This window comes from Pseudoalteromonas distincta, assembly GCF_000814675.1.
In the GTDB taxonomy this organism is placed as follows: Bacteria; Pseudomonadota; Gammaproteobacteria; order Enterobacterales; family Alteromonadaceae; genus Pseudoalteromonas; species Pseudoalteromonas distincta.
Genome location: NZ_JWIG01000001.1, coordinates 909,235 through 916,460, shown reverse-complemented (window position 1 = coordinate 916,460; position 7,226 = coordinate 909,235). Strand labels below are relative to the sequence as shown.

Annotated in this window: 4 protein-coding genes and 2 rRNA genes; all 6 read left to right on the top strand. The window is 39.3% G+C overall.

Going from position 1 to position 7,226, the window contains the following annotated elements; all coding sequences use genetic code 11:
- A 23S ribosomal RNA gene (locus QT16_RS04025) occupies positions 1-634 on the top strand; the annotation flags it as partial.
- Between the two features lie 206 nt (positions 635-840).
- Positions 841-955 (top strand): 5S ribosomal RNA (gene rrf / locus QT16_RS04020).
- A gap of 516 nt (positions 956-1,471) precedes the next feature.
- Positions 1,472-2,266, top strand: coding sequence for a VOC family protein (locus QT16_RS04015; protein WP_039485965.1), 795 nt, complete (start codon positions 1,472-1,474; stop codon positions 2,264-2,266).
- A gap of 88 nt (positions 2,267-2,354) precedes the next feature.
- Entirely contained in the window at positions 2,355-2,720 is a 366-nt protein-coding gene (locus tag QT16_RS04010; protein WP_039485962.1) for a hypothetical protein, read from the top strand.
- Positions 2,717-5,050, top strand: a complete 2,334-nt coding sequence (locus QT16_RS04005; RefSeq protein WP_039485959.1) for a fatty acid cis/trans isomerase — start codon at positions 2,717-2,719, stop codon at positions 5,048-5,050. The genes QT16_RS04010 and QT16_RS04005 overlap by 4 nt, the downstream gene beginning before the upstream one ends.
- A 131-nt stretch (positions 5,051-5,181) precedes the next feature.
- Positions 5,182-6,909 (top strand): response regulator, encoded by a 1,728-nt coding sequence (locus tag QT16_RS04000; protein WP_039485956.1) that lies wholly within the window; start codon positions 5,182-5,184, stop codon positions 6,907-6,909.
- Positions 6,910-7,226: the final 317 nt, after the last annotated feature.

The following is a 7,226-nucleotide window of genomic DNA, read 5'->3' as shown; positions in this document are numbered from 1 at the left end:
GTAACGGAGGAGCACGAAGGTTGGCTAAGTACGGTCGGACATCGTACGGTTAGTGTAATGGTAGAAGCCAGCTTAACTGCGAGACAGACACGTCGAGCAGGTACGAAAGTAGGTCATAGTGATCCGGTGGTTCTGAATGGAAGGGCCATCGCTCAACGGATAAAAGGTACTCCGGGGATAACAGGCTGATACCGCCCAAGAGTTCATATCGACGGCGGTGTTTGGCACCTCGATGTCGGCTCATCACATCCTGGGGCTGAAGTCGGTCCCAAGGGTATGGCTGTTCGCCATTTAAAGTGGTACGCGAGCTGGGTTTAGAACGTCGTGAGACAGTTCGGTCCCTATCTGCCGTGGGCGTTTGAGAATTGAGAGGGGTTGCTCCTAGTACGAGAGGACCGGAGTGAACGAACCGCTGGTGTTCGGGTTGTCATGCCAATGGCATTGCCCGGTAGCTACGTTCGGAACTGATAAGCGCTGAAAGCATCTAAGCGCGAAGCAGGCCTCGAGATGAGTTCTCACTAGACTTTTAAAGTCTCTGAAGGGCCGTTGAAGACTACAACGTTGATAGGCAAGATGTGGAAGTGGTGTGAGCCATTAAGCTAACTTGTACTAATTACCCGTGAGGCTTAACCATACAACGCCAAACGCGTTTTATGCGACAGTTTAGACAGAAGTTAATATAACTAAAGTAGACATTACTTAGAAAGACTTAAAAAATATTATCAGATATTTTCCAAATTCAAGAGGTGACTCTTAGCGCGTAGCGTTAACATTGAGGCACCTTGCGCAAAGAAAATGATAGCACTACGTGCTTGTCATTGATTCTTTGCACCTAATTTGCTTGGTGACAATAGCGTTTTGGACCCACCTGATTCCATGCCGAACTCAGTAGTGAAACGAAACAGCGCCGATGATAGTGTAGCATTTGCTATGTGAAAGTAGGACATTACCAGGCTTCAAATTGTAGAGACCCGTTACAGCAATGTGACGGGTTTTTTGCTATCTGGGATTTAGTAAATAGCCAAGAGCCCATGCCGAACTAAGTAGTGAAACCAAACAGCTCGAGGGCGAGCCCCGGCCAACGATAGTGTAGCATTTGCTATGTGACTCTCCACCGCTGTGGGCACTACGACAGTACCAGGCTTCAAATTGTAGAGAGCCCGACTAGAAATAGTCGGGCTTTTTTACGTCTGCAGAAAAGTAATTTAGGGATTCCTCTAGAGCGAAGGACTTCCTAGTAAATCATTTCTATCAATCAGCAATAATATTTAATCCATTTGAGAGGTTAAATCTGACCCTGACTGCGTTAAAAACCTCAAATATGAAACAACTGAATAACGAATTTTTGCCCTTCTTTTATCGACTCTGCTTAGTTATTGCTCTAATCTCAATTTATAGTCTGTTCCATTATCTCGTTTATAAAATGTGACAGAGTTCGTTTAGGTAAAATTAGAATAATAAGGGCTTACTCATGAGTAAAGTTGAAAACCATCCGCATGGTATTTTTTGTTGGTCAGAGCTTTGTACACACAATTGGAAAGACGGTAAGGCTTTTTATACATCATTATTTGATTGGGGGTATGACGATCAACCTATTGGAGAGAACATATACTACACCATGCTACAAAAGCAAGGTGATGATATCGCTGCAATGTACGAAATGCCTAAAGAGCAAATTAGTGCAGGGATCCCAAGTCACTGGTTGGCTTACATTGCCGTCGATAATGTTGATGATTGTGCGCTAAAAGCAAAAGAACTGGGTGCTGAAGTTCTTGCCGGCCCTCATGATGTTATGAATGCAGGTCGCATGCTTATGCTAAAAGATCCAGTAGGCGCAACTGTTGCACTATGGCAGGGGAATGAGCATAAAGGTTGTAAGCACTTAGGTGAATTAAATACGCCTTATTGGCATGAGTTAGCAACAAGAGATAGTAAAGTAAGTCGAGACTTTTACTGTGCTTTACTAGGCTGGGAAAGCGAAATAAAGCCTATGGAAGGGATGGACTACATTTTATTTTTAGTCGATGGACAACCAATTGCCGGTATGCTTGAAATGACAAGTGAATGGCCTGATGATACCCCTGCTCATTGGATGATTTATTTTGCAGTAGAGAGTTGCGATGTAATTGTTAGTAAAGCCGCTAGCTTAGGTGGACAAGTATGTGTTCCTGCAACAGATATCCCCGATGTTGGTCGTTTTAGTGTTATATGCGACCCTCAAGGTGCTGTATTTTCGGTGATCGAATCTGTTATGGATGACGTTTAAACACAGTTAAATTAGCTTTAGCGTTAATTTGCTCGCTAGTTTGATATAATACTCGTCAATTAAATCGTCAGAAAGTGCAGAGAACGCAATGGAATTTGAACAAGATAGTAATTTAACCCTCCCTTTATTTCTATTAGATGAATCATTAAGTAATAGAGACTTAGAGCAGCCTGATTTTGAAATATCAATTGGACTTGATGATGAGTTACTTGCTCAAATTTGCCAGAACCCAAGTGAAGATAGCAGTGTCGCTATTACTGTTAGCGGTTATGAGTTGCTTATAACTAATCCTCTGTACTTAGCTATATTAGATCAAGAGCACGATGCGCAGATAACATTAACGCATGGCCCTCTTTTAAGTATTGTTTTGAATACTAAAGGTCAGAATACATTCGTTTCTCCTCAAATGGATATGATGCCCACCTTTGATTTAGGTGATGAGGACGACGAATGAGAAAAATACTAATAAGTACGATAGTACTCATTATTTTAAGCGGTTGTGCATATTTGGGAAATGCTCACTACGATGATCTTTTTGGACCTGAACAAACACAAGAGAGAATGGTGCCTCATACAACAGGTGCTGGTGCTGATTTTTTACAAAATGTAAAACCAGTACTCGATACCCGCTGCGTAGTTTGTCATGGTTGTTACGACGCACCTTGCCAGCTTAAGCTCTCATCCCCTGAAGGTATTGACCGAGGTTTGAGTAAAGAGCTTGTTTACGATGGAACTCGTTTATTGGCAACGACCCCAAGCCGTTTATTATTTGATGCAACTAATACTCAGCAATGGCGAGAGAAAAACTTTACGCCAGTGCTAAATGAGCGCGTGCAAAGTGAAGAAGCTAACTTAGCGGGCAGTGTGTTATTTAATAGCCTGGTGCTAAAGCAAAGCCATGAATTGCCAGTAAATGAAGTGCTAGATGATGAGTTTGACTTTTCGTTAGCACGTTCGCAAACCTGCGCAACAATGGGTGAGTTTGATCGATTGGCAAGTGATCAACCTCATGGCGGCATGCCTTATGGTTTACCTGGTGTTTCGCGTGAAGAGTTTAATCACTTACAGAACTGGCTTAAAGGTGGTGGTAAAATGTCACATATTCAGCCACCAAGTAAATATGATCAGAATAAAATAGCGGGCTGGGAAGCATTTTTAAATCAAGATAGCTTAAAGTATCAGTTATCAGCACGGTATATTTATGAGCATTGGTTTTTAGCACATATTTATTTTACTTCAGAAAACCCACAAAGCTTTTTCAAACTAGTTCGCTCAAGTACGCCTCCTGGTGAGGAAATAAAGTTAATTAACACGCGCCGCCCATACGATGACCCTAAAGTTAGCCGTGTTTATTATCGTTTTATGCAAGAACGTACAACCATACTTTCTAAAACACATTTACCACTTGAGCTTAATGAAGCTAAATTACTGCGTTTATATGAGCAGTTTATTGCGCCAGATTATACTGTTACGAAAATGCCTAGTTATGAGCCTAAGGCAGCATCTAACCCTTTTAAAACTTTTGAAGTTATTCCAATTAATTCTAAGTATCAATTTATGCTTGATGAGGCAGAGTTAATTATTATGGGCTTTATAAAAGGGCCTGTTTGTCGTGGTCAGATTGCTTTAAATGTTATAAACGATCATTTTTGGGTGGCATTTGCTGATCCTAATAAAGTAGCGACTCCGGCTGTAGGGGAAATGCTAATGCAACATGAAGAGGCATTAGAACTTCCTGCTGCTGAGGAGAGTAATGCCTTACCCATTTCTAGCTGGGTTAAATATTCAGTTCGCGAGAAAAAGTATTTACAGGCGAAAGTTGAGCTTGCTAACAAAATGTTCAAAGGTGGTGAGCACCTTACAACAGACTTACTATGGAAAGGTGATGGGCATAATAAAAATGCGGCACTAACTATTTTCCGCCATTTTGATAGTGCAACTGTAGTTAAAGGTTTTATTGGTCAAGAGCCTAAAACCACCTGGATATTAGATTATGCTTTGTTTGAGCGTATTCACTATTTGCTTGTAGCAGGCTTTGATGTGTACGGAAATATAGGCCACCAATTAGTGACACGCCTATATATGGATTTTTTACGTTTAGAGGGAGAGCAAAACTTTTTAGCATTGTTACCTGAGGCTAAGCGTAATCAAATCAAAAAGCAGTGGTATCGTAATTCACCACCTGACTTATCTAAGTTCTTTAAAAATAACCGAGAATTTAGTCAGCCAAGTGGTATTAACTATAAAACTGATGATCCACAGCATGAGCTATATACTTTGATGAAAGAAGCCTTAGCGCCAGTTTTAAGTGAAAGATACAACTACACTGAAGTACCAAAGCCGTTAAATGTAGTAAGTAATATGCCAGCAAAAGCGGTAAACTTGTTACCTCAGCTTTCTTTTGTACTTGTAAAGCAAAAAGATAATAGTCATAAGGGCTACACTATTATTCATCATAATGCGCACTACAATATTTCTAGTTTACTAAACGAAGATGGTCAACGTGCTTATGATGAAGATACCGCAACGATTGTTCCTGGCTTTATCGGTGATTACCCAGCAGCTATTTGGTATTTAAATAACGAGCAGCAAGTAAATGCTTTTGCCGAGCAATTGCCTATGATGCAAATAGAAGCCGATTATGGTGCTTTGAAATCTAAGTTTGGTATTCGACGTACTCATCCACAGTTTTGGCAATACAGCGATATATTGCACGATACAGCTAAAAAGTATCGTGGGATAGAATATGGAATGTTCGATTATAATCGATTAGAGAATCGCTAATATAATTTTACTACTATGGCCCAGCTTGATGCTGGGCTTTTTTATTGGGTATTAATAATTCGCTTAATTATTTTGACTGATTCTTCGTTTTAAAAAATTAGTCTACACTTATATAAAAAACTGGTTTATACATGTTCAATATTATTAAAAGCGTGAGAACACGTTACCGATGGGCACTAATTGCAATAGCGCTATTAATAAGTGGCTCTGCTTTATTAATGCAGCATAGTTTTTCTGTTCAAAAGTTTGATGCAAAAATTATTAACATCGCTGGTAGCCAGCGTATGCTCTCACAGAAAATTGCTTGGCACAGTAACGCTATGCTTAACATCAGTAATTATTCGCCAGCTCATACTGAGTCACTTGAAAAGTCCCTCAATACATTTAAAAAGTCCCATCAAATATTATTAACTAAAAACTCTGATGACGAATACATTTACTTAAATCCAGCGTTAGTAGACTTATATTTTGGTGAAACGATTGGGTTAGATAAAGCGGTATTTGACTATATAGAACAAACAGAGCAGCTTTTGTATCAGCAAGGAGAGATAAACCACTCAGTATTTTCTATAAAGCATGTTGAAACGTTATTAACAAAGCTTGATAAGGCAGTGAGCTTATTTGAATCTCAAGCTGTTAAAAAAGTAAATTGGGTCGCCAACCTAGAGATACTATGCTGGTTATTGGCAATGATATTATTACTTATTGAGTTAAGATTTGTTTTTATACCAATGGAAAAAGAGGTTTCAGACACGCTTTTAGAGCTACAAAAACAAAAAGATTTTGTTTATCAAACAAGTCAAAATAAAGAACATTTTATTGCCAGAGCTAGTCACGAATTTAGAACACCTTTGCAGGGACTTATTACGTCTATTGAGGAGCTAGAGGTTTCTGATAAACAGCAAAGCGTTAAAACCCAAGCTAACTATTGCGCGCTTAGGTTAATAGCCATATTAGATGAATTACAAGACTTGCAGGCTTTAAGTGCAGGTAAATGGGTACCGCATTTAAATGACGAAAACCTTCTAGAGTCGTGTAATAAAGTAGTAATAGCTTACAAGCATGCGTGTAAGCAAAAAGGCCTAAAACTAGTTAGCTCTTTAGATGAATCGTTAAATTGTGTATGTAAATTGGATCATCAACGTTTGCAACACACACTTACAGAATTAATTAGTAATGCAATTAAGTTTACACAAAAAGGTGAAATTACTGTTTCAGCTAAGCTTTTAAATGATGAATTTCATTTAACGGTGAGTGACACTGGCAGTGGCTTTTCGAAGAAGATTACCAGTCTTGAATTTGACTCATTTAAACAAACCAATCACTTTCAAGGGTTAAGAACAGGCCTAACCCGGGTTCAATACGTTGTAAAAGCACTACATGGTGAAATTACTTTTACAAATAATAAAACTCATGGTGCTTTGGTGTCTTTGTATTTACCAGTGACAATAAGTAAAGCCCTCCCAACACCTCTTAAAGTAAACAACAAGCTAACGTATTTAGTCGTTGAAGATAACCCATTAAACACTATGTTATTAACCCGCATACTTAGCTTATTAGGTTTAAGCTATGATTGCGCAGAAAATGGTAAAGTCGCGTGTGATATGGTGAGTGAAAATCAGTACGATATTGTTTTTATGGACCTAAACATGCCAGTAATGGATGGGTTTGAGGCTATTAAAAAAATACGTTCCGATCTTAATAAAGTAATGCCAATTATTGTTATAACAGCAAATACCTCACAAAATGATATAGAGCGAGTTTATGAATACGGAGCTAACCTCCATATTCATAAGCCAATAAGCCAGCAAGCAATTAAAGACGCATTAAATAGTATTAGCGTTGTTAGGGCGTGTTGATCTTTGGTAGTTGAATTTGCAGCAGTATGTTTGGTTTTTAGGCAAGGCAGAGCCTATGTAGTGTGGTTATTCCCCATAAATAGGCGATAACGCTGCATAAATACCAAACATGCACTGCCCATTGGGTTCTTTCTAGGGACGATTAACTCTTTGTTGCCTACATGGATGTAGGTAAGGGGCGTGAGCAGGACGCGGAAGCTTTACTCGGTTTTGACTTATTCTTACATGGATGTAAGCCAGTAGAATAACGCAGGAGCAGTTATCGAGCCCACTAGGTTACAAACCTCGCGCCGCGATTTAATCTTCCTTGGATTGAA

Excerpts from the sequence above, each read along its gene's own strand:
- QT16_RS04015 (WP_039485965.1), top strand. The coding sequence starts at position 1,472 with ATGAGTAAAGTTGAAAACCATCCGCATGGTATTTTTTGTTGGTCAGAG.
- QT16_RS04010 (WP_039485962.1), top strand. The coding sequence starts at position 2,355 with ATGGAATTTGAACAAGATAGTAATTTAACCCTCCCTTTATTTCTATTA.
- QT16_RS04005 (WP_039485959.1), top strand. The coding sequence starts at position 2,717 with ATGAGAAAAATACTAATAAGTACGATAGTACTCATTATTTTAAGCGGT.
- QT16_RS04000 (WP_039485956.1), top strand. The coding sequence starts at position 5,182 with ATGTTCAATATTATTAAAAGCGTGAGAACACGTTACCGATGGGCACTA.